The following is a 24,496-nucleotide window of genomic DNA, read 5'->3' on the forward strand; positions in this document are numbered from 1 at the left end:
TTATTCCTCCGCTGCGTTGTGGCGCAGACGGTTAATGCGGGACTCGCTCCACTGCTTGAGCAGCAGGATGAAGAGCGCCAGGATCAGCAACAGGCTGGCCACGCTGAAGGCCGCGACATGGTTGTACTCGTTGTAGAGGATCTCGACATGCAGCGGCAGGGTGTTGGTCACCCCACGAATGTGCCCCGAGACCACCGACACCGCACCGAACTCGCCCATGGCTCGCGCAGTACACAGCACCACACCGTAAATCAGGCCCCACTTGATGTTCGGCAAGGTCACGTGCCAGAACATCTGCCAGCCGTTGGCGCCCAACAGGCGCGCCGCTTCTTCTTCCTGGGTGCCCTGCTCCTGCATCAGCGGGATCAGCTCACGGGCCACGAAGGGGACGGTGACGAAGATGGTCGCCAGGACAATCCCCGGCAACGCAAAGACGATCTGAATATCGTGCTCCTGCAACCACGGCCCGAACAGGCCCTGGGCACCGAACATCAACACGTAGACCAGGCCGGCGATAACCGGGGACACCGAGAACGGCAGGTCGATCAGCGTCACCAGTATGCTTTTGCCACGGAAGGTGTACTTACTGACACACCAGGCCGCGCTGACACCAAACACCAGGTTCAGCGGCACCGAGATGGCCACGGCAATCAGGGTCAGCTTCAACGCCGAGAGGGCATCGGGCTCGAAGATCGCACTGAAGAACGTACCCAGGCCCATTTTCAGGCCTTGAGACACCACGATGAACAACGGCAACAGCAGGAACACGGCGAAGATCAACCAGCCGAAACCGATCAGTACCCGTCGTGAAACCGCACTGCCACGGCGGGCGGCATTGGCCGAAGCGGCTGCGCCAAGGGAAGACGTAGACATGGACAAAGCCTCCTTCACGGGGTTTCGATGCGCCGCTGCAACAAGTTGATCAGCAGCAGCAGAATGAAGGAAACCACCAGCATCAACACGCCGATAGCGGTAGCACCGGTGTAGTCGTACTGGTCCAGTTTGACCATGATCAACAACGGCAGGATCTCGGTTTTCATCGGCATGTTGCCGGCGATGAAAATCACCGATCCGTATTCACCGACGCCTCGGGCAAAGGCCAGGGCAAAGCCGGTCAGCCAGGCGGGCAGCAGCGCAGGCGCCAATACATAACGGAACACCTGCAAGGGTTTGGCGCCAAGGCAGGCCGCGGCCTCTTCGACTTCCCGCGGGATGTCGGCCAGCACCGGCTGCACCGTACGCACCACAAACGGCAAGGTGACGAAGGTCAGTGCCAGGGTAATACCCAGCGGCGTATAGGCGATCTTGAAGCCCAGGTCGGTGGCGAACTGACCGACCAACCCGGTCGGCGCATACAGTGCGGTCAAGGCAATACCGGCAACGGCCGTTGGCAGGGCAAACGGCAAGTCGATCATTGCATCAATGATCTTGCGCCCCGGAAAGGTGTAGCGCACCAGCACCCAGGCCAGCAGCGTACCGATCAGGCCGTTGATTAGGGCAGCGTACAATGCAGTGCCAAAACTGAGCTTGAGCGCCGCCAGCACGCGCGGAGCACTGACGATGGCCCAGAACTGCTCCCACGTAAGCTGGGAGGCATGGACGAACATCGCCCCAAGCGGTATGAGCACAATCAGGCTGAGGTACACCAAGGTGTAGCCCAGCGTCAGCCCGAAGCCGGGTATGACGGGGGAGATACGACGTGACATAAAGGTCCTTGGTTGAACGCAGTAAGCCCGGAACGAATCCCGGGCCCATGCTGGCTACTGAACGGCTTTCATCCTGGCGGTGACAATTCACTGCGCCGTGTAGATCTGATCGAACACCCCGCCATCGTTGAAGAACTTGGGCTGCGCAGTTTTCCAGCCACCGAAATCTTTGTCGATAGTTACCAGATCCAATTTCGGGAACTGCTTGGCATACTCGGCCGCCACTTTCACATCACGCGGACGATAGAAGTTCTCTGCGGCGATCTTCTGCCCAGCGGGGCTGTACAGGTACTTGAGATACTCCTGGGCAATGGCCTCGTTGCCTTTTTTCTGGGCATTCTTGTCGACCACGGCAACTGGCGGCTCAGCCAGGATCGACAGGGACGGTACGACAATCTCGAACTTGTCGCTGCCGCCATCTTCCTTCAATGCCAGAAACGCCTCGTTCTCCCAGGCCAGCAGCACGTCACCCTGGCCATTGTTGACGAAGGTAATGGTCGAGCCACGGGCACCGGTGTCCAGCACAGGCACATGCTTGAACAACTCCTTCACATACTCCTGCGCCTTGGCTTCACTGCCGCCGGCTTTCAGGCCGTAGGCCCAGGCAGCAAGAAAGTTCCAACGCGCGCCCCCGGAGGTTTTCGGGTTCGGGGTAATCACCGACACGTCTTTCTTGATCAGGTCGCCCCAGTCCTTGATGCCTTTGGGGTTGCCCTTGCGTACCAGGAAAACGATGGTCGAGGTGTAAGGGGTACTGGCGTCCGGCAGGCGGGTCTGCCAGTTCTCCGGCAAGCCTTTGCCGAGCTTGGCGACTTCATCGATGTCGCCCGCCAGGGCCAGGGTGACCACGTCGGCGCGCAGGCCGTCGATGACCGCGCGAGCCTGTTTGCCCGAACCGCCGTGGGACTGCTGGATCTTCACCTTGTCGTCCGGGTGAGCCTGCTGCCAGTGCTTGATGAACTCGGCGTTGTACTGCTGGTACAGCTCACGGGTCGGATCGTAGGACACGTTCAGCAGCTCGTAGTCCTTGGCGATGGCGGAACCGGCAAAAACGGCACTGGCGAGAGCAGCCAGAGCATAACGACGAATGGACATGGTGAAGCTCCTGACGTTGGCTTTTCTTCTAATGTGTTGGCAGGTTGCTACGAGGCTTCAGCTCGCCTTGTTGCTGGCGTTCTGCAACCGGAATTTTTCCTTGCGTTCGATCTGGACGACTTGGGCGTTATGAACAGTGATCTCCACGGCACCGAATCGCAGATCACGCAGCGCGCTCTGGATCTCCCGCAGAATGGTGGCTTCGTCCTGTCCATCAACGCTACGCAACGATGCGCTCATAACCCGTACTCCTGTGGCTAAAGGGTGCCGTGCAGTAGCAGGGGATGTAAGCGACTGCGCTGGCTTGAGGGCAATCTTAGAGAGGGCTGAATATTCTTAAAAATACTATTTAAGAATTTTTATATAACTGTTAGTGCTTATCGCCAACGCGGCTGGCTCCTACGGGTGCTGCAACGCATGCAGGAGCCGGCCTTGCCGGCGATGCACAGGGTTTACCAACGCACTTGCTGCGCCGGAACCGGACGGCCATACCAATAGCCCTGCCCCAGGTCGCACTGCTGCTCCAGCAGACATTGCGACTGCTCGGCATGCTCGATGCCTTCAGCCTGGATCTGCATACCCATGCTTCGAGCCAATGCAATGATTACCCGGACAATCGCCATGTCGTCTTCGTCACTCGGCAAACCGGCCACAAAGCCCTGGTCGATCTTCAGCTTCTGCACCGGCAGGCGCTTGAGGCGCAGCAGCGAGGAATAGCCCGTACCAAAGTCATCGATGGCCAGGCGCAAGCCAAGCTCACGCAAGCGATGCAGTTGCTCAAGCGCCACCTCAGGGTCTTCCATGACCGCACTTTCGGTCACTTCAAGCTCCAGAAAGGCCGGCGCCAGTTGGGTTTCGTGCAGCACCTGGGCGACATACTGGTAGAGGTCACGGTGCACGAACAAACGGCTGGAAACGTTCACCGCAATAAAGTCCAGGGTCTTGCCCTCGCGCTGCCATTGAACCATCTGAAGGCAGGCCTGGCGCATGACCCAGGTGTCGATATCGGAGATCAAACCCGTGCGCTCGGCAATCGGGATGAACTCTCCAGGAGGTACCAGGCCACGTTGCGGATGCTGCCAACGCACCAACGCCTCGACACCAATCATCCGCCCACTGCTCAGGTCGTGCACCGGCTGGTAGTACACCCGCAGCTCTTCCTGCTCCAGCGCCCGGCGCAATTCGGCGGCGGTTTCCACTCGCTGCTGAGCGTGGGCAGTCAGCTCTTCGGTGTACAGCGCATAACCTGCACGACCATTGCCCTTGGCCTTGAACAGGGCCGAGTCGGCATTGCGCAGCAACTGCTCGGCACTGAGTGCATCACTGGGGAACAGGCTTATACCGATACTCACACTGGTGAACAGACGATGATTATCCAGCTCAAAAGGGTCTTTCATGCCATCGATGATGCTCTGCGCCATCACCGCCGCCTGGCCAAGTTGTGAGCAGTTCTCCAGCAACACCGCGAACTCATCGCCCCCCAGACGCGCCAGCGTCACCCCTTCGCCGATCACGCCCTTGAGGCGTTCGCCAACAGACTTGAGCAACTGGTCACCAATGTTGTGCCCCAGGCTGTCGTTGATACTCTGGAAGTGATCGAGGTCGAGCAGCAACAGGGCGCATCCGCGCTTGTTGGCTTGCGCCGCCGCCAGCGCCTGGGCGGTACGGTCATTGAACAGCAGGCGATTGGGCAGGCTGGTCAACGGGTCGTGATGCGCCAGGTAGGCCAGCTCGCGCTCCGTGTGCTTGATTGCGCTAATATCGCTGAAAACAGCGACATAGTGGCTTACAAAACCGCTATCGTCGAGAATCGCGCAAATGGTTTGCCACTGCGGGTAGACCTCGCCGCTTTTACGTCGGTTCCAGATTTCGCCGCTCCACTCGCCCTTTTGCGCGAGGGCCGCGAACATCTCCTGGTAGAACTGCGAACCATGTCGACCCGACTTGAACTTGTTCGGCCGATGACCGATCACTTCCTCTTTCTGGTAGCCCGTGATCCGCATGAACGCGCGGTTTACATGCACGATCAAGCCCTGGCGATTGGTCACCAGTACCCCCTCAAGGGTGCTGTCGAAGACTGCCGCGGCCATTCGCAGGCGCTCCCGGTCTTCGCGACGCAGACGTGCCCCGACGCCGATAAACTTCAGCAGGCGTACACGCGAATAGAAGATCAACAGGGTGCTGCAGAACACCCACACAAGGGCGTTGACCATCTGCCAGTGCAATAACTGGGCAGGATCATCGAAAAGACTGCTTAATATTTGGTCAGACAGCCCAAGCCACAGGACTGATAACACCAGGTAGAGCGCAGCCGTGCGCAGGGCATCTCGTGCAGAAACAGACATAGTGTGTTTGGGCAGCCCAGATCAAAAGTTGGCGCATTATAGGACAGAAACATCCAGCGACCGTCTATCAAAAAGGCCGACTGGTTTTATTTATGTTGCGAAGGATAATGTCACCTGCTGTTTTCTTCGCTTTACGAGGGCCAACCCGGCTATGTGGTACAACGGTTTACTCGATTTATCCGCCTGGCAACTGCTGGCAGTCACGCTGCTGATGACCCACGTGACCATTGTCAGCGTCACGGTTTATCTGCACCGCTATTCCGCTCACCGCGCGCTGGAGCTCAACGCCGGGCTCAAGCATTTCTTCCGTTTCTGGCTGTGGCTGACCACCGCACAGAACACCCGTGAGTGGACCGCCGTCCACCGCAAGCACCACGCCAAGTGCGAAACCGTCGACGACCCGCACAGCCCGGTCGTAAAGGGCCTGTCCACGGTGATGCGCAAAGGGGCCGAACTCTACCGGGAAGAGGCACGCAATCCGGAAACCCTGCGTATCTATGGCAAGAACTGCCCAGAGGACTGGATCGAGCGCAACCTCTACTCGCGCTACAAGCTGGGCGGCATCGCCCTGATGGCAATCATCGACCTGCTGCTGTTCGGCACCATCGGCATCACCATCTGGGCCGTGCAGATGATGTGGATTCCGTTCTGGGCCGCCGGCGTGGTCAACGGCCTTGGCCATGCCGTCGGCTACCGCAACTTCGAGTGCCGCGACGCCGCGACCAACCTGGTGCCGTGGGGCATCATCATTGGTGGCGAAGAACTGCACAACAACCACCACACCTACCCGAATTCGGCCAAGCTCTCGGTCAAACGCTGGGAATTCGACATGGGTTGGGCCTGGATCAAGCTGTTCAGCCTGCTGGGGCTGGCCAAGGTGCAACGTGTCGCGCCCATCGCCCACCGGGTTGCAGGCAAGGGCCAACTGGACATGGACACCGCCATGGCCATCCTCAACAACCGTTTCCAGATCATGGCGCAGTACCGCAAGCTGGTAATTGGTCCGCTGGTCAAACAGGAGCTGGCACGGGTCGACGGCTCGGTGCGTCATCAGTTCCGCCGCGCCAAGCGCTTGCTGTCTCGTGAAACCAGCCTGCTGGAAGACCGCCATCACCTGCACATCCAGAGCATGCTCGAGCACAGCCAGACACTGCGCACCATCTATGAAAAGCGTCTGGCACTGCAACAGATCTGGGCTCGCACCAGCGCCAACGGCCATGACATGCTGGCCGCAATAAAGGACTGGGTACATGAAGCCGAAGCCAGCGGCATCCAGTCGCTACGCGAATTCGCTGCCCAGTTGAAAACCTACTCGCTACGCCCCGCCCTGGCCTGATGCCGTTGATCGGCGCGCCCTTCCCAAGGGCGCGCCGACCGGAACTTCAGCACACTTTCCAGCTCTTACAAGCATATCGTCCGCGTGGCGGGCCGGGTCGTGGCCGCACGCCCTTGCCTTTTGAGAAGCTGCGCGCCAATGGTCAAGCACACGCCCACCTCCATGCCCCAACACCCACCGCCCGAGGCCGCTCAGACCCTGCTGGACCTGATGCATGCTCAAGGTGAAGTGGCTCGCCTGAGCGAACGCGAACAGCTGTTCAGCTCGCTGCTCGACAGCGTCAATGCCGTGCTCTGGGCCTTTGACTGGGAAAGCCGCAAGGTGCTCTACGTCAGCCCGGCGTACGAGCGTATCTTCGGTCGCCCCGCCAACTTGCTGTTGGCCGACTACAACGCGTGGCGCAACAGCGTTTTCCCGGAAGATCTGGAGTACGCCGAACGCAGCCTTGCCGAAGTACTGGTCAAAGGTGCCGTGGAAAACCGCGAGTACCGCATCCTGACAGCCGACGGCCAGCTTCGCTGGCTCAGTGACAAGTGCTTCATCAACCAACAGACTGACGGCGATCAGCGAGTAATCGTGGTCGGTATCGCCGAAGACATCACTGAAAAAAAGCAGCTTGAAGGTGAACTGCAACGCCTGGCGACGACCGACGTGCTGACCCAGAGCAGCAATCGCCGGCACTTCTTCGACTGTGCCCGCAGCGCCTTTGCAAAGGCCCGCCAGGATGACACCGCCCTGTGCTTCCTGCTGCTGGACATTGATGACTTCAAACAGATAAACGATACCTATGGCCACCCGACCGGCGACCAGGTGCTGCTACGTATCGCAGACGGCGGCAAAGCCGTCCTGCGCCGCGGTGATCTGTTCGGACGAATCGGCGGCGAAGAGTTTGCGGCGATATTCCCGGACTGCACGCCGGAAATGGCACAGCACATTGCCGAGCGCTTGCAACGCGAGATCCAACGCCTGAGCTTCAGTCACGAAGATCGAACCTTCGGGGTAACCGTCAGCCAAGGGCTGACCGGCATTGTCGATACCGACAAAACCCTCGACAGCCTGTTCGCCCGTGCCGATGCGGCGATGTACCAGGCCAAGCGACAAGGCAAGAACCAGATTGTTCTAGGCTGAGCGCTGGCGCGCCAGCGCAGCCGACAGCAATCAGGCACTCACCCCTTGCGCAAACGCCTCAACTCGCTTGCGCCAACCTTGAGCAGGCGTGCTGCCTTGCTCTCGACGATGGCGTCCAGCGACGCCTCGGCGGGCAAGTGCACCAGTTGCCCGACCAGGTTCATGACCAAGGCTTCCCGCGAGTAGACCCCACCGCCAAGGTGGTACACCCCCGCGATCAACTCACGCAGTTCCAGCGGCAGGCGCCAGCGTGTACGCAGTGCCGAGCCATAGGCCGCCGCCGATTGAGACAGGGCCAGCTCGACACTGGCTTCGTCCAGCTCACCACCGGCCAGGCGCCATTCCTGCATGCAGCGCAACACCGCCAACTCACCCAGGCAATGGAGCAAACCTGCGCAGTAACAGCGTTCCTCATCCAGCTCAAGGATGCGCGCCAGGGTGCGGGCATACTCTGCCGTATGCAACGACAGCGCCCAGTAACGCTCGGCATAGCCAGACAGCAGTGGATCATCGAGCTTGGCGCTGCGCTTGAGCGCAAGGCCGAGAATCAGGTTCATGCTCTGGGTCGAGCCCCGTTTGTTCAGGGCCTGCAACAAGGACTGTACCTGCCCGTCATGATGCACCGCAGCGCTGTTGGCCGCTGCAATCAACACGGCGGTGATCTGCGGATCGGTGCGGATCTCTTCCTCGAGGACCTTCAGGTTCAAACCCGGTGCCTTCAGGCTGCGCTTGACCGCTTTCTGAACATCGGCCAGCAGCGGGCCACCGTCAGCGGTAGCGCGGCGGTCCTCAAGAAAACGCGTCAATGTCATGCTGGCTGGCAGCGACGGCACAGAACAGGCAACTGGCGCACCGGCCGAAAGCAACAACTGCTCCAGACGCTGACGCAGCGAATCCATGTTCAAGGGTTTGCTCATGTACGCGGTAGGCGCCAGCGGCAAGGCCTCTCGCACACTGGCACTGTCGCTACGGCTGCTCAACAAAATGAACGGCAACGGCGGCTGACGGCGCTTGGCGCGCACCGAGCGCAGCAGGTCAAGACCATCCAGCCCGGGCAATTCACGCGAGGCAATGATCAGGTCAGGCTGGCTGGCCAGCGCAGAGAGCGCCTCATGACCATCAGCGCACACCTGCAGGGACGCATCACAGCGCACATCCAGCAACACCTGAGTCAGCATGTCTCGTACCCATGGGTCGCCTTCGGCGATCAACACACAGGGCTGGCCGGGTGAATCTGCAACAGTCATACGGTTCTCCTGAAAACGTCTGCATGCAATCCACTGCACCCTCCAAGATGTCCATTGCTGGCTACCTTAGTACGCCGCCCATTCCTTTGGCATAAAAAAAACCCGCCGAAGCGGGTTTTTCTTTAGCGCGTCACAGTTTACGCGAGTTCGGCGAAGCACTCTTCAATGATTGCCAAGCCTTTGTCCAACTGTGCGTCTGGCGCGGTCAGCGGAACCAGGATACGCAGGACGTTGCCGTAGGTGCCGCACGACAGCAGGATCAGGCCCTTGTCGCGTGCCTTGGCTACAACCTGAGCAACGGCAGCAGGGTTTGGCGCGTGGGAGTCCTTACCTTCGAAGACTTCAACGGCGATCATCGAGCCCAGGGCACGCACGTCACCGATCACTGGGTACTTGTCCTGAATCTTGCGCAGGCCAGCAACCAGGCGCTCGCCAACAGCGTTGCTGCGCTCCAGCAGTTTCTCTTCTTCGAACACTTCCATCACGGCCAGAGCAGCGGCACATGCGATCGGGCTACCGGCATAGGTGCCGCCCAGGCCGCCTGGGGCGATAGCGTCCATGTATTCGGCCTTGCCGCAAACACCGGCCAGTGGGAAACCACCAGCGATGGATTTGGCGAAGGTGGTCAGGTCTGGGGCAACACCCATCTGCTCCATCGCGAAGAAGGTGCCAGTACGGCCAGCGCCGGTCTGTACTTCGTCAGCGATCATCAGGATGCCGTGCTGGTCGCACAGGGCGCGCAGACGCTTCATGAACTCTTTAGGCGCAACGTAGAAACCACCTTCGCCCTGTACTGGCTCGATGATGATCGCGGCGATGTCTTTTGGCTCAGCGTCGTTCTTGAAGATGCGCTCGATGCTGGCGATCGAATCGTCGACGCTCACACCGTGCAGTGCGCATGGGTACAGTGCGCGGAAGATGCCGCCTGGCATCAGGCCCATACCAGCCGAGTAAGGCACGACTTTACCGGTCAGGCCCAGGGTCATCATGGTACGACCGTGGTACGCGCCGGTGAACGCGATCACGCCGGTACGGCCAGTGGCGGCACGGGCGATCTTCACGGCGTTCTCAACGGCTTCGGAACCGGTGGTGACCAGCAGGGTTTTCTTGGCGAAGTCGCCTGGAACCTTGGCGTTGATCTTCTCGCACACTTCAACGTACGGCTCGTAGGCCAGTACCTGGAAGCAGGTGTGAGTCAGCTTGTGCAGCTGTTTTTCAACAGCGGCGATGACTTTCGGGTGCACGTGACCGGTGTTCAGTACCGCGATACCGCCAGCGAAGTCGATGAACTCGCGACCTTCAACGTCGGTAACAGTGGCGTTCTTCGCGCTGTCAGCGAAGATTGGGTGGATCTGGCCAACACCGCGTGGGACGGCGGCTACACGGCGTTGCATCAAGGATTCGTTGGTCTTGTTGCTCATGAACATGTCCTCATTCGCCACACAGTGGCGTAGTTTCAAGGCTTGGGCGACCGGGGTTCAACTGCCACAGCATGCGCTGATCGACTGCTACAGGATCCGGGGCGCCAGGTATCGGCTTGTGTCTAAAAAGGCCAGCGAGGCGTCACTCTCGCGCCTCGCTGGCAGAGGTAAAACGTTAACCGGCGATCAAACGCTGATGCACAGGTATTTGATTTCCAGGTAGTCCTCGATGCCGTACTTGGAGCCTTCACGGCCCAGGCCCGAAGCCTTGATGCCGCCGAACGGTGCGACTTCGTTGGAGATCAAACCGGTGTTGATACCGACCATGCCGTATTCCAGCGCTTCAGCAACACGGAACACACGGCTCATGTCGCGGGCATAGAAGTACGAGGCCAGGCCGAATTCGGTGTCGTTGGACATGGCGATGACTTCGGCCTCGTCCTTGAAACGGAACAGCGGTGCCAGCGGGCCAAAGGTTTCTTCCTTGGCCACAGCAGCCGTCTTCGGTACGTCGACCAGTACGGTCGGCTCGAAGAAGTTGCCCTCGATCAGCTTGCCACCGGTCAGTACCTTGGCGCCTTTGCTAACGGCGTCAGCAATGTGCTCCTGGACCTTGGCCACAGCCTTGTGGTCGATCAGCGGGCCGGTGGTGGTACCTTCTTCCAGACCGTTGCCGATCTTCAGTTTGGCGACCGCTGCACGCAGCTTCTCGGCGAAGGCATCGTAGACACCATCCTGCACGTAGATACGGTTAGCGCAGACACAGGTCTGGCCGTTGTTGCGGTACTTGGAGATGATCGCGCCTTCAACGGCCTTATCCAGGTCTGCGTCGTCGAACACGATGAACGGTGCGTTACCGCCCAGTTCCAGGGAAACCTTCTTGATATCCTTGGCGCATTCGGCCATCAGCTGGCGACCGATTTCGGTCGAGCCGGTGAACGACAGCTTGCGCACGATCGGGTTGCCGGTCAGCTCGCTGCCGATGTCGCCAGCGCTGCCGGTCACCACGCTCAGCACGCCTTGCGGAATGCCGGCACGGTGCGCCAGCTCAACCAGGGCCAGGGCCGAGTAAGGGGTCTGCGAAGCAGGCTTGAGCACCATGGTGCAACCGGCGGCCAGGGCTGGGCCGGCTTTACGGGTGATCATCGCCGCCGGGAAGTTCCACGGGGTGATCGCGGCAGTAACACCGATTGGCTGCTTGATAACGATCAGGCGCTTGTCTGGCTGATGGCCAGGAATGGTGTCGCCATAAACGCGCTTGGCTTCTTCAGCGAACCACTCGATGAAGGAAGCGGCATAGGCGATCTCGCCCTTGGCTTCGGCCAGTGGCTTGCCCTGCTCGGTGGTCATCAGGCGCGCCAGGTCATCCTGGTGCTCAATCATCAATTCAAACCAACGACGCAGCTTGCCAGCGCGCTCTTTGGCGGTCAGTGCGCGCCAGGCTGGCAGCGCCTTGTCGGCGGCCTCAATGGCACGGCGGGTCTCGGCGGCGCCCATCTTCGGCACGGTGCCGATGATTTCGCCCGTTGCCGGGTTGTTCACCTTGATCGTCTGACCGTTGTCCGCGTCCAGCCAGATACCATCGATATAGGCTTGCTGGCGGAACAACTGGGCGTCTTTAAGCTGCATGTCGGCGTCCTTAACAGCACCGTGCGCACACGGAGCGAATTGTTGATTGTAAAAAAGGAGCCCTCAGGTGGGGCTGCCGTCAGGAATTCACACACCGGGCCAGCCCACGAAACCACCGTCGCAGGATCAGGCACCACGCAAGAGCGTTTGAAATCTCAAACGAATCCTAGGATTAAAGGGGTTAAAGGACAATAGGCTGTTCGAAAAAAAGAACAAAAAGCTGCTCAAAGAACCTTTTTTCGGATCAACGTCACTTATAGCCCCTTCAGTGTGCGAAATCGACTACAGATTCTGACGATGGACGCCGACAGGTGAGATGGGTATCATGGCGCCCGCGTTGCACTCGTAGCTCAGCTGGATAGAGTACTGCCCTCCGAAGGCAGGGGTCGTGGGTTCGAATCCCGCCGAGTGCGCCATCTTTCCTTACCCTTTGGCTCCAAAGGGTCGGCCTTGCGCCACCAGGGCAAGCATCACCGCCCAACCTTCATCACCCCCATTGTTCGACAAGTACGCTGACGCCTGCCGCTGCCCAGCCAACTGACAACGCCGTTCGCTGTGGACAACCGACAGGACACAGGCGTTCAGCGTCTGGACAAAAGTTGTCGGTCCTTGCTGATGCGCATCAGGAAATCAACGATCTGATGAGCCGACGCCAAGGGCGATCCGACACTCGCATCAATTTCCAGATCGGGTTGCACGGGAGCTTCGTACGGGTCTGTTATGCCGGTAAACAGTTGGATTTCGCCCGACCTTGCCTTTGCGTAGAGCCCTTTGACATCACGGGACTCACAGACGCCAATAGGCGTATTGACGTAAACCTCGTAGAAACGCCCATATCGCTGAACCATTTCACGCATTGCAATCCTGCTCTGCGCATAGGGCGCGATGACGGCGCACACCGCTATCCCCTCGTGCTTGACCACTTCAGAAGCGACATACGCTAAACGCTGGACGTTGGTCATGCGGTCTTCTCTTGAGAATCCCAACCCGGCACAAAGGTGCTTACGCACTTCATCACCGTCCAGCAATGTAACCCGGCGCTTTGCCTCTTGCTGCAGGTACTCAACCAGATGCCTGGCGATACTCGACTTTCCCGCGCCTGACAGGCCGGTCAGTAACAATGCAAATCCATTCCCACTGGACTCATCACTTTCGTTGGTCATGTTCGACTCAGCTTTGGTGGAACGATACGGTTGAACCATGGGTTGACGATGGCGCTCAAGACACGACCGGCCGAGGCAATGCCCCTGGGCGCAGCGCCGCCTCGACATTGAGTTGGCCCATCAAGGCATCAAGAATCTGTCGATGGGCATTGCCATCACCAAACGGGTTCTTCCAGGTCACCTGCGTCTTGAACAGTGCTTGTGCCGCCTCGACCAGGCTGTTGGCACCCACATGGGAAACCAGGCGGGCACCACCGGTTTCCAGACTTTCCGGGCGCTCAGTGTTGGGGCGAAGTATCAGGCAGCGCCGCTGCAGTACGCACGCCTCTTCCTGCAACCCACCGCTGTCGGTCAAGACCAAGGCTGCGCCTTGAAGCAAGGCCAGCATGTCCAGGTAACCCACCGGATCAATGGTGCGGATACGCGACATACCCTGCAGCACCTTCCAGTGCCGCTGGTCGAGCCGCGGGTGGACGGAAAACACCACCTGCCGCTGTTGCTCTTCAGCCAGGCACTGCACCGCCTGCATCAACTGCGCAAAATGCGCAGGGTCGTCGGTATTGGAAGGTCGATGACAGGTCAGCAACAGGTAGTTGTCGTGCTGCAAACCCAGTCGCTCATGGATGACGGATCGTTCGGCAGCCGCGCGCGCATGAAGCAGCGTCGCGTCATTACCCGTGTTACCGGTAATGAGCACATTCGGGCCCTCAATACCCTCTCTGGCCAGCAGCTCAACCTGCAGGGGCGACGGACAGAACCAGAAGCTGGACAGGTGATCCAGCAGCACCCGGTTGGTTTCCTCCGGCATACTCCGGTCGAAACTGCGCAACCCTGCCTCCACGTGACCGACCGGAATACAGGCCTTGCTGGCGGCAAGCCCACCTGCCAATGCACTGTTGGTGTCCCCTTGGACGATGACACAATCAGGCTTCACTTCCTGCAACACCGGCTCGATGCCCATCATCATCCGGGCCAGTTGCAAGCCTGCCGGGCCAGACCCCACGCCCAGGTTGAAATGCGCACGAGGCAAACCAAGCTCTTCAAAGAACAGACGATCCATGGCCGCGGCATAATGCTGATTGGTGTGGATCAAGGTGTATCGCACACCGTCACGGATACAGGCAGATATCAACGAAGACAGCTTGATGATCTCGGGGCGAGTGCCCAATACGAATGCTATATGCATTTATCCTTATGCCCCAACTGTCCTGTAGCCTGAATCATGTGTGGATCGGGAATGAACTCATCCAGTGCGCCATTGACCATCAGCAGGCTGCGGTCGGTGTAGCGCAAGACCGTCAAGCGATGCGTGATCAGCAACACCGCCAGGCCCGGCCGCGCAGTGCGCAGCCCCTCTAAAAAACGACTTTCAGTCGATTGATCCAGGGACGCCGTTGCCTCATCAAGGATCAGCAACGAATGAGCGTGGAGCAAGGCGCGCGCCAGCCCTATGCGCTGCCGCTCACCACTGGAAATCCGCTGTTCGAAAACCTCCACCGGTGTATCCAGCCCTTCTGGCAGGCGTTCGAGCAACGACCCGATATCCGCGATGTGAAGCGCTTCCACTAATTGCTGGTCAGTACAGTACTCGCCCAGAAAACTGACATTATCACGCAACGTCCCGGGGATCAGCGTCGTTGATGCACCGGCATAGCCAATGCCAGCGTGCGCACGCCCTGCACTGAACCACTGGATACGGCCCTGGAGGGGCTGTAACGCGCCAATCAGCAGGTCAACCAGCGTCGACTTCCCGACCCCGGACTCACCGACCAGCCCTGTCCACTCCCCCTTGCGCAAGCAGAGGTTCAAGCCACAGATAACGTCTTGGCCAGCACCGGGATAGCGGTACCGCAACGACTCACAGAGCAGCAATTGCTTTTCTGATTCATCTTCACACGGTGCGATGAGCGCCTCATTGGCTGCACGCGGCGCTACGGCGGTCAGTTGCGCCAAGGCAGGACGAACGAACCTCAAGGTTTGCAAAATGCTCGTGATGCGTCGGAAGCCAAGAATCAAACGCAGCCCCACTGCCGAAAACAGTGCTAGCAAATGGAAGTCCGCCTGCCCGGAACCCTCGCTGGCCACCAATACAGCACTGCCAAGGACCAGCAGGAAAAACAGCTCCATAACCGGCGACTGGATGTCCATGAATGTCCGCTCACGGGCACTCTCTCTGGAGAAATGCCTGGCGACCGGACGATACCGGGCGAGAACCGCAGGCACTCGCTGGTAGAGCCGAATCTCCCGCAGGCAGGCGACACTGTCGGTCACCCAGCGCTGCATCAAGGTCTGATGCCTGAATTTCAGGTCGCCGCGAGCGCCCATCAGTAGGCGTGACACGACGTTGCCAATGCAGAGCGCAACCAGCAAGGCCACAACCATCATCGACGTGGCAACAGGCTCCAGCGCCACCAAGACACTCAGCAGGACACCAATCAGCAGAGCTTCCGTCAGCAGGTCGAGGCTCGGCAGAATGGCCCCCATCACGATCCTTGGCACGACAAAATTGACCGCAACATTGCTGCTCTGCACATGGGTTTCCTGCCGTTGCCGAACACCCGGCGCCAGCTCTCGCTCTAGGACACTCATCGACACCAGCAGCGTCCATTGGTCGATCAGCCAGCCACGCAACCACAGCAGCAGCGGCGTCAAAATACCCTTGCACAGCACCAGGATCGCCACCAGCAACAGCATTGGCGACAACACACCGTGCAATGGACCATACGAGAAGGCTTCTACCTGTGCATACCAGCCCCCCATAGGTCGGCCCACAGGAAGCATGAGGGCAAGGACACCTGCCAACAGCAGGGCGGATAACGCGTCAATGCTCGCCTTGCCCAGCAGCAGCAACAGCATCGAAGCAAGGCTTGCCCTGCTTACGCCGCACTGCCTGACAAAGCCCAGGGCACGTGATGGAATCTGCAACAACGCCACAGGCTTGTTGATACTCATGAGCTCACCGCTCGACGCGGCGTAACCAGGCGGGCGTAGTAGGCGGCCAGCTCGGGCGCCTTGCGTTGCCAGGTAAAACCCTCCTTGACCGCCTCAATGACGGTATCCGGCACAGCGCTGCGGGCCGTGCGAGAAAGGCATTCGCTCAAAGCAGCAATATCGCCAACCGCGAACACCTCGCCCCACCCAACCGCGTCGGTGATGGAGCGGCAGCCCTCGATATCCGAGCAGGCAATCGGCACCCCGGCCAGCAGCGCCTCCAATACCACGGTAGGCATGCCTTCGCGCTCCGAGGCCAGGACCATCGCATCGCAGCCTGCCATCATCTGTTCACTGACAGCATCATCCTGCCAGCCATGGAAACGCACGCGAGAGGCAAGGCCCAACTGCATGACCAAGGCTTCGAGCCGGGCGCGGTCCTCGCCTCGCCCGATGATATGCAGCACCGCTTGCGCGAGCGGCGGCGTGGCCAACGCAGCAATTACATCGTCCAGGCGCTTGACCGGGTCAAGCCGCCCAACAGACAACAACGCAGGTGCGCCCTCCAGGCGGTCGACGCCAGCCGAGACGGCCTGACGCCGCCCCTCGATACAGTTGGGTACGATCATCACACTGGCCGGATGCAGGCCGCGCCGGGCCAGATCGGCGACCCAACCCTCATGCAGTAGCACCACCACACCGGCAGCGCGCACCAAAGCCCGCTCTATCGTGCTGTCCCAGAGCGCCTTGAGCGCTCGGCGCCACGGCGTCCCCGTGTCGTAGTAACAGTGCGGCGTGTAGACCACCGGCACACCGCGCAGCCACGCGAGAAACGCGGCAGACGCAGCGAACGGGGTGCGGGCACCGTGGACATGCACCAGGTCACTGGCACCAACCGCCGCCCACAGGTGCCTGTACCCACCTTGCTGCACGCGACAGGGGGCAGCGCCCGCATCAATTGTCGGGGCCAGAATGTGCAGTTCAATCTCGGTATTTTCCTGCATTGCCTGGACGAGCCCCTGGATGTGGCGCGCCACACCGCTGGACAACGGCTGGAATTCCTTACTGACATGGAGTACGCGCATCACTGCGTACACGCCGCAGACGACGGCTGGTCGATTCGTTCAAGCAACCCTGTGAGCCCTCCGGACTGGCTGGAAAAACTGGCGCGCAACCACTGGGCCTGCGCCTCGGCCGCCTCGCGACGAAACTCGGCATCCTCGCGCAAGCGCCTATAAACAGCCACGGCCTGCTCGGCCGTATCGGCACGCAATGGGGCGGCCAGTACGCTGCGGGCCGCATGATTACCGTCGAGCGGAAGTTGCAGCGCGACCACCCAATGCCCTGCCAACGCCGCATCCAGCATGGCCGTGGAGCAATAGCCCATGACCAGGCGAGGCGCACACGCACCGGGCTGCAATTCCGGGTGCGGAGGATGCCGGGTCGCCAGCGCCGCGGGCCCCGTATAAGGCTCGCGTTCCAATGGATGCAGGAGGATCCTCGCCTGCGGGGCACGTTTCAAGAGGGCATCGGCAAACTCGCGCAACGCGTTATCAATACGGTCTCCCAGCACGTACGCATGAGTTTGCGACAGCAAGGCAAGCCCGTCTGGCGCTTCCAGCGCACGTAGCGGTACCTGGCCACGGCCCAGTGCGTCCTCGACAAGACGGCTGGACCGGCTGTCGACTGCATCGAACGCCTGACGACTGCTACCTCCCCAGATCAGGTACCAGTCCGCACGGGTGGGAAAAAATTCATCGGTAGGCACGCCGTGCTGCAAGCAAATGGCAGGCAGGCCTTTGTTGATCGCCGCCCGGCTCATCAGGTCGAAGTCATTGTGCAGCAACAGCACGCCGCGGCTATTGGCCAGCGTCCGCCTGAGACTGCCCTGCCACAGCCGACGCCGGGCCAGGCAGCAGGCCAGTAACAGCGGGCGCCGCAACAACAGGGTGTCGACGAGAACACGCAAGCTAGATAACAGATCGGCTACGCCAGCCCGTGCGGGGCGCGCAACCTGCAGATTCGATGGGAAAGCCTTGGAGGATAACCGTGGGTGAGCCAGTATCAGCCGCTCATACCCAGCCAATGCAAGCGCTGGCAGGCTACGCTCCAGCGTACCCCAGCCACTGGCGCCATGAAGCGTGGTCAGCAGAATCGCCTGTCGCCCTGCAGAAACCGGCAAACCAGGGCCTGCGCGCAGCAACAATAGCCAGGCATCGCGCAGTAAAGCGCCGAAGGCTCGCAGCCCCGCCGCCAAGGACGTTTTTCCTGCAGCGAGGTAGAACAGCTCGTGACGTACATCTACCGCTTCATCGCCAAAGTGCTGACGCAACGCGGTGAGGTGCTCCGAGAAAGATCCCCGCCAAACCGACGACTTCATCGGGTAATATCCCTATTCGTTGATGGCACTACGCTACAGATGCTTGATTGAGTTGCCAACCTCCCATTGGAAATGGGCCGCGCCCCCACCAAGGATGGATATCCACGCCAATCATGCCCACTCATCGTTCCCCTGCTGCAAGCAGCGAGATACCTCGCGCTCACCTCCAAAATGTACCGTCCAACGACGCACTGTTGCGCGCCACCCTCTGGTTGATGGGCTTCGGCCAGCACGTCGCAGAGGTAGACAGCCAGGCGCTCAACGCTTTTGTACGACACCATGGTGTTGCAGGCCTGCTCGATCGCACGCGCGTCGACGCCCTCGACCGGACGCACTCAACGGCACTCACCCAGGAACAGCGACGCATTGCATTGCGAGCCCTGCAACTGGGTGCGGCACTCCAGAACCTGATCCCGGCAATGACAGCACGCGGCTTGCAGCCGCTGGCGCTAAAGGGCCCGGCACTGGCCGTTCAGGCTCACGGCGCGCTCAGCACACGTGGTGGCGTAGACCTGGACATCCTGCTCAGCGAGGAGCAGTGGCCGGCAGCGCTTGAGGTATTGCAACAGCAGGGGTACGCGCCTGCGCCAGGGCAGCGCCTGCCACTTGCCAGAGGCACCCACGAGTTGGTCCTGCTGCACCGGGAACGTCGCCCGCGTGTCGAATTGCACCGTCGGCTGCTGCGCCACCGACACTTGATCGCGGACACCCAGGGGATGGCTCAGGAGGTTGACCTGCAAGGCACCCAGGTGGCCAGCCTCGACCCCATCCATGCCTTGCCTTACCTCATTGCGCATGCAAACCAGCATTGCTTTCGCAGACTGATCTGGCTGATGGATATTCACGCCCTGCTGCAACGACCCGATCTGGACATGCAACGCGTTGCCCGCGAGATTCAGCGAACGGGCACCTGCGCAATGCTGGATACCTGCCTCACGCTGCTCGACACATTGTTCGGCACGCCAGTAGCCGCTCCACTCCAGCGGGTTCGCCGCCCTTGTCGGGCCAGCCACATCATGGCCGCGCTGGCGCTGGAGGCGATTCGTGAATCACTGTCCGACGATGAAGTGGCTCAACGCCTTGGCCCCTTGAAACGGGTGTCCATGGACATTGCCCTGCAGGACAGCCTGAGCGGGCGCTTGCATGCATTGAGTGGTTGGCTGAGCCCGACCGACAAGGACAGTAACTGGATGACGCTTCCACCGGCCCTGTCCTTTCTCTATCCCTTAATCCGCCTTTACCGACTCGCTAGACGGTTTCGTTGAATAGCCGCCCCAATGGCCGTGCGGCGCCATCAGCCATTGCTCGAACGCCTCTCTGAGCCAGTGCAAGGCACGGGGCCGGGCTCAACGGCCTTTCAGTGACAACCTGCCAAGGCGCACGGCCGCGCGCGGATAGCCATTGCGAAGACTCAAGGGCCGAATCTGCCTGTGAATATGCGCGGTCAGTTCGGTCAGTCGTTGCGGGGTTAACGGCGCAGAGGTAACTGCCTGAGCACCAGGCCTGGCATAGACCCGCAAGTTGCCTTCATAAATGCCATGAGCCTCACGGCAGATGCGATGCACCGAGAAGCCATTATTGCGCAGCAGTGCTTCAAGGGTTTGCGCACAAAAATAGCTACGGTGGGAAACATGAATTTGCCACAAGCCCAGCCCAGGCCAATTGGCACCCATATCGGGTACTTCAATGACCAGCCACCCTTGCGGATCAATCAGCCCGGCTAACCATTGAAGCGCCTTACCAGGCTCTTCCAGGTGTTCAAGGACATGAAACAAGGTGATCAGTTGCGGCTTGAACGGCAACTGAGTGCTTGCATTCAGCCCTTGCGCGCGAACCTTGTCCCCTAACCCCAGCGTGTGTACCGCATGATCGCGCTGCGGCCCGCCAGGCTCCAGGCCCAAGTACTGCTGGCAGCCATTACTGCGACACGCCGCAAGGAAAAACCCAAGGCCGGCCCCCACATCCAGCACCGACTCAATCGCACCGATGACCGAGGTAATCTCACTGTGCCGATAGCCTGCAATAAGGCGATAGTTCCAGAGCATCTGGTCCGAAGGTGGCTGAACCATCAGCCGCGGATAGACCTGTTCATAGAACGACGCTTGAACATCCCCCTGCAGCCCGCGCGCCAAGTACACCAGGCCACAACCACGGCAGACCGAGAGATTCACTCGCAAGAAGTAACGATCACGGCGCCAGACCGGATGCGGATCATTTAACCCACAGGACGGGCAAGACAGCGCAACCAGACGCTGATCAAGCGTGCGCAGATCGGTGAGCAGGGAAAAGGCTCGAGGCACTGGCATTGATATCCATTCATGTAGATAAAGAACGAAACCGTGCCCGAAGAGGCCATGTCGCGCAAGTACCCTATCGAGAAGCACCTGCGAACGCCTGAAAGAGCGGCCACGGTCAGGTCGAGTGACTAAATGCAGGCGTAAATACTGGCCAATTGCAACAGCCTGCAGGCTATGGCAAATTCACAACACCTCGACAGCATGGGTGTTCGACCGGATAGCGGACGGACGGCAGGAGGCCATCAGCGTTCCCTTCAGGTTGGATGCATGTACTCAACAGCAGCACATGGCCCGAAGCGGCCTCACGATGACGAAACTTCACTCGGCGAATTGTTCCTGCGTGTATTGCGCTTCTACCAACGCTTCGGCCGGTTACTGTTGCTACCAGCCTTGGTCCTGTCGGTGTGCACAGCGTGGTGGGTTGCCCAGCGCCCCCTGTATAACGTAACGGCCTTAGTTGAGGTTCCCGACATTTCGCTGGAAGAATGGCGACAAGCCCAGTCGTTCCTGTGGGACGAACGCTGGGTGGCGGAGTCTTTCAGCGATGCGGATGGCGGGAACATACCCCCTCAACTCAAACAAATGGCGCTGAACCCCGCGTATTGGGCCCGCACGGTACTTTACCGTTCGGCACTGAACAGAGACGATCTGCGCGACGTGCCGGTCGCCGAACTCCAGAAGACCCGGGGCCTGGGTTTGAGCCTTTCAGTACAGGCACGCGATGACGCGCAGGCCAGCCGTACCTTTGAGCTGCTAACCCGACATGTGCGCGAAGCCTTGCTGGCCAACAGCCTGATAGGCCTGATCCGAGAAGGCCAGCAGGCACTTGCCCGGCGCCCGCAGTTGCACCTCGACTTGCTGCAAGCAGACTTCGACATCGAGCAGTACCGCCAACGTATCGAAGATATGCGCCGGCTGCTGGAGCGCTACCCCGAACTGCGGCACATGGAGGCCAACACCGTTGTATCGGTGAGCGACGGTGGCGGCAAGTACCTCGCTCCATTGCCGCAGATCGTGGCGCTGGAAGCGACCGTTTCCGAGCTGCAAGCCAAATCGCGCAAAATCCGTCGTGAGCTGGAAAAGCTCGATTGGACAACGCAATTGCTGGCGGGCATGGACCAGACCGTCCGCAATGTCTCCTCCGGGGAGGAGATCATCGACAAATTACGCGAGAACCGAAGCAAACTGCTCGCCGACAACCCGCAACTTCCCGCTGTTGCTCAGGAAGCGATCCAGGACATGGGCCTCAAGCTGGCGTTGGCCGAGGCCCGACAGCAGGCCATCGGCATCAAGACCCGCTCGGCGCTTTCCGGCACGCTGGTAACAGCACGCAACCCCATCATGGCTGGCCTGACCGTCTTTGGGGTGCTGTTTGCGGGGCTGTCGCTGTTGTTGGCAATCCATGCCCTGATGCACCGGGATCGTGAAATCCTGACCTGGCTGCCACGCCCCCTGCGTCGCAGACTGATCGTCGAGGTGCGCCCATGATGCGCCTGTTGGTCACCGGTGGAGCCGGTATGCTGGGGCGTCGCGTTACCCGACAATGGCGCGAGGCTGGCGGCGAAGTTGCGGTGCTGGACAACCTGTCGAGCGGCCTGCCGATGCCGGAGGAAGCCACCCTGGCGGTGTGCGGCGATCTGTGCAACAGCGAAACACTGACAGCCCTGCTGGACGCGTTTCGTCCAGATGCCATCATCCACCTGGCAGCGGTGCATCACATTCCCACCTGCGAAACCCAACGCGCCCACTGCCTTGACGTCAACGTCGTCGGTACCGAGCGATTGCTGGCTGCTGCGGAGCAGGCAGACATCAGACGCATCGTGATCGCGTCAAGCGGCGCCGTCTATGCCTGGCAGGATGCCCCGCTGGCAGAACTCACCAGCCCGCTGGCGCCCTGCGACAACTATGCCCTGTCCAAGTACAGCAACGAACAGCAGTTGAAGTTCTGGGCCAGCCGCGGCCAACGCGTGGGCAGAGCAGCCAGGATCTTCAACGCCATTGGCCATGACGATCCCAATGGGCACCTGATTCCCGAGGTGCTGGCACAACTGCGCAATGCAAGCGATGGGCGCGTGCGCCTGGGGAACCTGACCCCAAGGCGCGACTACCTGCACGCTGACGACATCGCTCGCGGCCTGATCGCCATGCTGCTCGACCCTCGCCACGATGTTCCGTTCGATACCCTGAACCTGTGTTCTGGCGTGGAGCACTCCGTAGAGCAATTGGTCCGGCAACTGGGCCAGATTCTCGGCATGCCGGTAACGGTTGAAGTTGACCCGGCGCGCAAGCGCCGAGTCGACCGCCCCAGCCAACTCGGTGATCCCGGCCGCACGCTGGAACTGCTTGGCTGGCAGCCACGTTTGCGCTTCGATGAAGCCTTGCGAAGGGTCGTGTTTCCGGACAATGCGCAGTGAATCCAGGCGCCTCTCAAGAGCCTGCTCAACCGACGCCTGGCAAACACGCTCGACACCCCAAGGCAGGGTCGATCAGCCAGCCGTTGCTCTTCGCGGCCTCGACGTACGCGCTGGGCCAAGTGGCCAATTTCCTGTTCCAGTTACGCCTGCTGTACCTGTTGGGCCCTTCGCAATACGGTGAAACCGGACTCGCCCACCTGCTGCTGGTTACGCTGATTTTCCTGGCGGACCTCGGCTACTCGTCACTGTTCCTGCGCGAATCCGGCAACTCGCCCGACTGGCAACACACCTGGCGATATGCCTTGGGACATCGGTTGGCCGCTACCACCGTGCTGCTGGCCGCCAGCGCACTCGGCTGGCAGCTATGGGGCAGTGAGGGTGCCAGCCAGGAGTACCTGCTCTGGGCCGCGCCAGCCTGCCTGCTCGCGCTGTTCAATTATTCGTCGCCAATGATCGCCGAGGGGCGGCGTTTGGCCGGTCTGCTGGTCACACAAGTTGCTTGGCCCGCCGCGCTGCTCTTCTGGTACCTGTTACAGGACTCGCTCGCGCAGTCGATGGCGGCCACCGCCGGTCTATCGGTCAGCCTTGGCTATCTGGTACAGGCACTCGTCAATGTGTTCTGCAGCCGCCAACTCAAGCTCTGGCTGCCTTTGGTGGGCAAAGGTCAGATAGGCGCTGCCGTCCATCTCTCGCTGATCGGCATATGCGGCACCCTGCATGATCGGCTCACACCGTTTCTGCTGGCGCCGCTGGCACCGACTTTCCTGCCGTTTTTCCTGATCTTGAACCACGTGCTCAGTGGCCTTTCAGGGATACAGGCCCAGCTTGCACGGCTCCTGCTGCCCACTGCCAACACGGCACCCGGGCAGGCGCGGATTCTGACTGTGGCCTCACTGTTGCTGTGGGGCACAGCAACAGTATTGCTGGCGGGCCTGCTGATAAAGGATCTGGCGTTGTTTACTGGGCAACGCCCATGGCTGGGGCTGGCAGCAATCGTGATATTCGCTTGGGGGATCTCAGCATCGAGTGGGGTTCTCGCCACACTGCTCATCAGCGCTCGCCTGGAGGGTCGCTTGATGAGGTTGCTGGTGATCGGCATGACCGACAGCGCACTGCTGCAGATCGGCGCCGCTTGGGCAGGCGACGCCGGTTACCTTCTGTGGGCCCGCATGGCAGGCGTACTCGCGATATTGGTCTGGCAGCTCAAACTGCTCAAGCTGCGCTTCGGGCTCGCTGGGCTGACGACCCTGGCCCTGTCGTTGCTCGCGTGTGTTGCTGACGCAACCGATTGGGCGATGACGATCGGCACGGTGCTGTTGCTGCCAATCCTGATCGGACTGCTGCGGCAGGCACCCTGCTATTTGCCCGCCCGCCGCGCAGGCGCTCACCCATGAACACACCGGA

20 protein-coding genes and 1 tRNA gene are annotated in these 24,496 nt (G+C 60.4%); 7 read left to right on the plus strand and 14 right to left on the minus strand.

Translation table 11 applies throughout. The features are described from left to right. The 5 genes from cysW to dibA all read right to left on the minus strand — a co-directional run bounded on the left by cysW (position 1) and on the right by dibA (position 5,146). Complete coding sequence (cysW, locus tag CS390_RS23745; protein WP_099776276.1) at positions 1-873, minus strand: sulfate ABC transporter permease subunit CysW; 873 nt, start codon at positions 871-873, stop codon at positions 1-3. 14 nt (positions 874-887) lie between these two features. Beyond that, positions 888-1,706 (minus strand): sulfate ABC transporter permease subunit CysT, encoded by an 819-nt coding sequence (cysT, locus tag CS390_RS23750; protein ID WP_099776278.1) that lies wholly within the window; start codon positions 1,704-1,706, stop codon positions 888-890. Positions 1,707-1,793: 87 nt separating this feature from the next. Next, positions 1,794-2,801: a sulfate ABC transporter substrate-binding protein gene (locus CS390_RS23755; protein WP_099776280.1), complete on the minus strand. Its 1,008-nt coding sequence runs from the start codon at positions 2,799-2,801 to the stop codon at positions 1,794-1,796. A 57-nt stretch (positions 2,802-2,858) separates the two neighbouring features. Further along, positions 2,859-3,041: a sulfur starvation response protein OscA gene (gene oscA / locus CS390_RS23760; RefSeq protein ID WP_065761641.1), complete on the minus strand. Its 183-nt coding sequence runs from the start codon at positions 3,039-3,041 to the stop codon at positions 2,859-2,861. Between the two features lie 212 nt (positions 3,042-3,253). Further along, positions 3,254-5,146, minus strand: a complete 1,893-nt coding sequence (gene dibA / locus CS390_RS23765; protein WP_099776282.1) for a phosphodiesterase DibA — start codon at positions 5,144-5,146, stop codon at positions 3,254-3,256. A 151-nt stretch (positions 5,147-5,297) separates the two neighbouring features. Here dibA and desA point away from each other — a divergent pair, with 151 nt between their 5' ends. After that, positions 5,298-6,482 carry a delta-9 fatty acid desaturase DesA gene (gene desA, locus CS390_RS23770; protein ID WP_099776284.1) on the plus strand — a complete coding sequence of 395 codons (1,185 nt, stop codon included), beginning with the start codon at positions 5,298-5,300 and terminating at the stop codon, positions 6,480-6,482. Between the two features lie 138 nt (positions 6,483-6,620). Next, entirely contained in the window at positions 6,621-7,610 is a 990-nt protein-coding gene (locus tag CS390_RS23775) for a sensor domain-containing diguanylate cyclase (protein ID WP_099776285.1), read from the plus strand. A 38-nt stretch (positions 7,611-7,648) separates the two neighbouring features. Here the strand turns inward: CS390_RS23775 and CS390_RS23780 are convergent, their stop codons facing one another. From CS390_RS23780 to gabD, 3 genes are all read right to left on the minus strand, one after another. Further along, entirely contained in the window at positions 7,649-8,857 is a 1,209-nt protein-coding gene (locus CS390_RS23780) for an HDOD domain-containing protein (protein ID WP_099776287.1), read from the minus strand. A gap of 137 nt (positions 8,858-8,994) precedes the next feature. After that, a complete protein-coding gene (gene gabT / locus CS390_RS23785) occupies positions 8,995-10,278 on the minus strand; it encodes a 4-aminobutyrate--2-oxoglutarate transaminase (RefSeq protein ID WP_065761379.1) in 1,284 nt (427 codons plus the stop codon). A gap of 186 nt (positions 10,279-10,464) precedes the next feature. Next, entirely contained in the window at positions 10,465-11,907 is a 1,443-nt protein-coding gene (gene gabD, locus CS390_RS23790) for an NADP-dependent succinate-semialdehyde dehydrogenase (protein ID WP_065761378.1), read from the minus strand. A gap of 339 nt (positions 11,908-12,246) precedes the next feature. Between gabD and CS390_RS23795 the strand changes: the two genes are divergently transcribed. Next, positions 12,247-12,323, plus strand: a tRNA-Arg gene (locus CS390_RS23795). A gap of 165 nt (positions 12,324-12,488) precedes the next feature. Here the strand turns inward: CS390_RS23795 and cysC are convergent. The 5 genes from cysC to CS390_RS23820 are packed head-to-tail and all read right to left on the minus strand — an operon-like array spanning position 12,489 to position 18,381. Continuing rightward, positions 12,489-13,070, minus strand: a complete 582-nt coding sequence (gene cysC / locus CS390_RS23800) for an adenylyl-sulfate kinase (RefSeq protein ID WP_065759735.1) — start codon at positions 13,068-13,070, stop codon at positions 12,489-12,491. A 55-nt stretch (positions 13,071-13,125) separates the two neighbouring features. Beyond that, a complete protein-coding gene (gene wecB, locus CS390_RS23805; RefSeq protein WP_099776289.1) occupies positions 13,126-14,256 on the minus strand; it encodes a non-hydrolyzing UDP-N-acetylglucosamine 2-epimerase in 1,131 nt (376 codons plus the stop codon). Continuing rightward, on the minus strand, positions 14,247-16,022 hold the full coding sequence (locus tag CS390_RS23810; RefSeq protein WP_099776291.1) for an ATP-binding cassette domain-containing protein: 1,776 nt from the start codon (positions 16,020-16,022) through the stop codon (positions 14,247-14,249). The genes wecB and CS390_RS23810 overlap by 10 nt, the downstream gene beginning before the upstream one ends. Further along, the gene (locus CS390_RS23815) at positions 16,019-17,086 is read right to left on the minus strand and encodes a glycosyltransferase family 4 protein (protein ID WP_065759738.1); all 1,068 of its coding nucleotides are present in this window, start codon (positions 17,084-17,086) and stop codon (positions 16,019-16,021) included. Before CS390_RS23815 ends, CS390_RS23810 begins: the two co-directional genes overlap by 4 nt. Then, complete coding sequence (locus tag CS390_RS23820) at positions 17,086-18,381, minus strand: hypothetical protein (protein ID WP_065759739.1); 1,296 nt, start codon at positions 18,379-18,381, stop codon at positions 17,086-17,088. Before CS390_RS23820 ends, CS390_RS23815 begins: the two co-directional genes overlap by 1 nt. Positions 18,382-18,575: 194 nt before the next feature. Between CS390_RS23820 and CS390_RS23825 the strand changes: the two genes are divergently transcribed. Beyond that, positions 18,576-19,646, plus strand: a complete 1,071-nt coding sequence (locus CS390_RS23825; protein ID WP_177442429.1) for a nucleotidyltransferase family protein — start codon at positions 18,576-18,578, stop codon at positions 19,644-19,646. 81 nt (positions 19,647-19,727) lie between these two features. On the opposite strand, the gene CS390_RS23830 is transcribed toward CS390_RS23825, so the two are convergent. After that, positions 19,728-20,687 (minus strand): class I SAM-dependent methyltransferase, encoded by a 960-nt coding sequence (locus CS390_RS23830; protein WP_065759741.1) that lies wholly within the window; start codon positions 20,685-20,687, stop codon positions 19,728-19,730. Positions 20,688-20,945: 258 nt separating this feature from the next. Between CS390_RS23830 and CS390_RS23835 the strand changes: the two genes are divergently transcribed. Genes CS390_RS23835 through CS390_RS23845 form a run of 3 tightly spaced genes read left to right on the plus strand, consistent with a single transcriptional unit; the run spans position 20,946 to position 24,486 of the window. After that, positions 20,946-22,166: a hypothetical protein gene (locus tag CS390_RS23835; RefSeq protein WP_065759742.1), complete on the plus strand. Its 1,221-nt coding sequence runs from the start codon at positions 20,946-20,948 to the stop codon at positions 22,164-22,166. After that, on the plus strand, positions 22,163-23,092 hold the full coding sequence (locus tag CS390_RS23840; RefSeq protein WP_099776295.1) for an NAD(P)-dependent oxidoreductase: 930 nt from the start codon (positions 22,163-22,165) through the stop codon (positions 23,090-23,092). Before CS390_RS23835 ends, CS390_RS23840 begins: the two co-directional genes overlap by 4 nt. Next, on the plus strand, positions 23,089-24,486 hold the full coding sequence (locus CS390_RS23845; protein WP_157767164.1) for a hypothetical protein: 1,398 nt from the start codon (positions 23,089-23,091) through the stop codon (positions 24,484-24,486). Before CS390_RS23840 ends, CS390_RS23845 begins: the two co-directional genes overlap by 4 nt. Positions 24,487-24,496 lie beyond the last annotated feature (10 nt).

The sequence above is a fragment of the Pseudomonas sp. HLS-6 genome, assembly GCF_002753995.1.
In the GTDB taxonomy this organism is placed as follows: Bacteria; Pseudomonadota; Gammaproteobacteria; order Pseudomonadales; family Pseudomonadaceae; genus Aquipseudomonas; species Aquipseudomonas defluvii.

Bases quoted from the DNA above. Each gene is read 5' to 3' on its own strand.
- cysW (WP_099776276.1), bottom strand. From the start codon at position 873: ATGTCTACGTCTTCCCTTGGCGCAGCCGCTTCGGCCAATGCCGCCCGC.
- cysT (WP_099776278.1), bottom strand. From the start codon at position 1,706: ATGTCACGTCGTATCTCCCCCGTCATACCCGGCTTCGGGCTGACGCTG.
- CS390_RS23755 (WP_099776280.1), bottom strand. From the start codon at position 2,801: ATGTCCATTCGTCGTTATGCTCTGGCTGCTCTCGCCAGTGCCGTTTTT.
- oscA (WP_065761641.1), bottom strand. From the start codon at position 3,041: ATGAGCGCATCGTTGCGTAGCGTTGATGGACAGGACGAAGCCACCATT.
- dibA (WP_099776282.1), bottom strand. From the start codon at position 5,146: ATGTCTGTTTCTGCACGAGATGCCCTGCGCACGGCTGCGCTCTACCTG.
- desA (WP_099776284.1), top strand. From the start codon at position 5,298: ATGTGGTACAACGGTTTACTCGATTTATCCGCCTGGCAACTGCTGGCA.
- CS390_RS23775 (WP_099776285.1), top strand. From the start codon at position 6,621: ATGGTCAAGCACACGCCCACCTCCATGCCCCAACACCCACCGCCCGAG.
- CS390_RS23780 (WP_099776287.1), bottom strand. From the start codon at position 8,857: ATGACTGTTGCAGATTCACCCGGCCAGCCCTGTGTGTTGATCGCCGAA.
- gabT (WP_065761379.1), bottom strand. From the start codon at position 10,278: ATGAGCAACAAGACCAACGAATCCTTGATGCAACGCCGTGTAGCCGCC.
- gabD (WP_065761378.1), bottom strand. From the start codon at position 11,907: ATGCAGCTTAAAGACGCCCAGTTGTTCCGCCAGCAAGCCTATATCGAT.
- cysC (WP_065759735.1), bottom strand. From the start codon at position 13,070: ATGACCAACGAAAGTGATGAGTCCAGTGGGAATGGATTTGCATTGTTA.
- wecB (WP_099776289.1), bottom strand. From the start codon at position 14,256: ATGCATATAGCATTCGTATTGGGCACTCGCCCCGAGATCATCAAGCTG.
- CS390_RS23810 (WP_099776291.1), bottom strand. From the start codon at position 16,022: ATGAGTATCAACAAGCCTGTGGCGTTGTTGCAGATTCCATCACGTGCC.
- CS390_RS23815 (WP_065759738.1), bottom strand. From the start codon at position 17,086: ATGCGCGTACTCCATGTCAGTAAGGAATTCCAGCCGTTGTCCAGCGGT.
- CS390_RS23820 (WP_065759739.1), bottom strand. From the start codon at position 18,381: ATGAAGTCGTCGGTTTGGCGGGGATCTTTCTCGGAGCACCTCACCGCG.
- CS390_RS23830 (WP_065759741.1), bottom strand. From the start codon at position 20,687: ATGCCAGTGCCTCGAGCCTTTTCCCTGCTCACCGATCTGCGCACGCTT.
- CS390_RS23835 (WP_065759742.1), top strand. From the start codon at position 20,946: ATGTACTCAACAGCAGCACATGGCCCGAAGCGGCCTCACGATGACGAA.
- CS390_RS23840 (WP_099776295.1), top strand. From the start codon at position 22,163: ATGATGCGCCTGTTGGTCACCGGTGGAGCCGGTATGCTGGGGCGTCGC.